This window comes from Vibrio sp. YT-17 (assembly GCF_033337375.1).
Taxonomy (GTDB): Bacteria; Pseudomonadota; Gammaproteobacteria; order Enterobacterales; family Vibrionaceae; genus Vibrio; species Vibrio alginolyticus.
This window is the reverse complement of sequence record NZ_JAWOQP010000099.1, coordinates 1-1,325: the sequence shown is the minus strand read 5'-3', so window position 1 is coordinate 1,325 and position 1,325 is coordinate 1. Positions and strand designations below refer to the sequence as shown.

At 45.7% G+C, this 1,325-nt stretch carries 1 protein-coding gene; it reads left to right on the top strand.

Annotation, left to right across the window (positions count from 1 at the left end):
• The coding region (locus R7F67_RS24140) for a DUF3360 family protein (protein WP_318057453.1) at positions 1-1,219 on the top strand (1,219 nt) is incomplete at its 5' end.
• Positions 1,220-1,325 lie beyond the last annotated feature (106 nt).

Sequence of the window (1,325 nt, the reverse complement as noted above, 5' to 3'; positions counted from 1 at the left end):
ACACTCTTTCCCTGCACTACTTTTTTGTGTGCTTGCTTCTGGCTTTATCAACCCGAAAGCCAACTTAGCAGGTAACCACGGTCCAATGATCCCTCTTATTGGTACCATCGCTCTTGCTGGTGCTCACCCTCTTGCATTGGCAATTCTTATTGGTGTATTCGGTCTTCTACTTAGCTTCTTGAAAGGCGGTTCTAAACTGGTGAACCTCACCTCAGAGGGTACAGCTGGTGGCTTGCTCATTTTCTTGGGCTTGACGGGTACCATGAGCCAAATCAACTCGATTCAAGAATGGGCGGTTGGTCTACAATCTTCTACTGTTGAAGCTGGCAGCATGGGTTACGTGGGCCTGATCGTGCTTGCAGTGACTATCGCACTATACGCTTTCCTTGCAAAAGTGAACAAACGTTGGCTTGCGATTCCAGTGTGTGCTTTCACAGGCCTTATTATCGCTCTAGTGCTAGGTGCTGGTTTTGACATCAAATTCGTCACTGAAACTGGTCTACCGAATCTAAACCCTGTTTACTGGTGGGGCAGCACTGAAGAAGGTTGGATGCTCGGTCTTCCTAATATGGAACACTTCATCGCGTCACTGCCTTTTGCAATCCTAGCAGTAGCAATGTGGTCTCCTGACTTCTTAGGTCATCGAATTTTCCAAGAACTTAACTACCCTAAAAAGACTGAAAAAGTACTAATGGACGTTGATGACACAATGACTATGTGTTCTATCCGTCAGATGGTAGGTACAGCGGTAGGTGGTGGTAACATCACTTCATCTTGGGGTACTTACATGATCCCAGCAGCGATTGCAAAACGTCCAATTCCTGGCGGTGCTATCCTTCTTGGTCTTCTAGTGATGATCATCGCGATCCTTGGCTTCCCAATGGACATCGCAGTATGGCCACCAGTAATGCGTGTCGCTCTTCTTGTAGGTGTATCTCTACCTCTACTTGAAGCTGGTATGCAAATGGTGAAAGACTCTAAAGACTCTCAAGCAGCGGGTATCTGTATTTTCGGTTCTGCCGTCGTTAACCCTGTACTAGCATGGGCATTAACAATGCTACTTGATAACAACGGTCTAATTGGTGACAAAGAGCGTGCAGCTCGCCTGTCATTCGTAGACAAGATTGTGATCCCAGTAGGTGTACTTGTTATCTGTTTGGTCGCTATGCTTGCAGTTGGTATGCTAGAAGGCCAGTATGGCATCAAAGCTTGGCTGTAAGGCTGATTGTTCAAAAAACGTGTGGGTAGCGCTTGTCGCTACCCCATTTTTATCGAGATTTTTGAGGATTTATTGATTTAGTTTAAGGTTTGCAAAAAAATTTTAG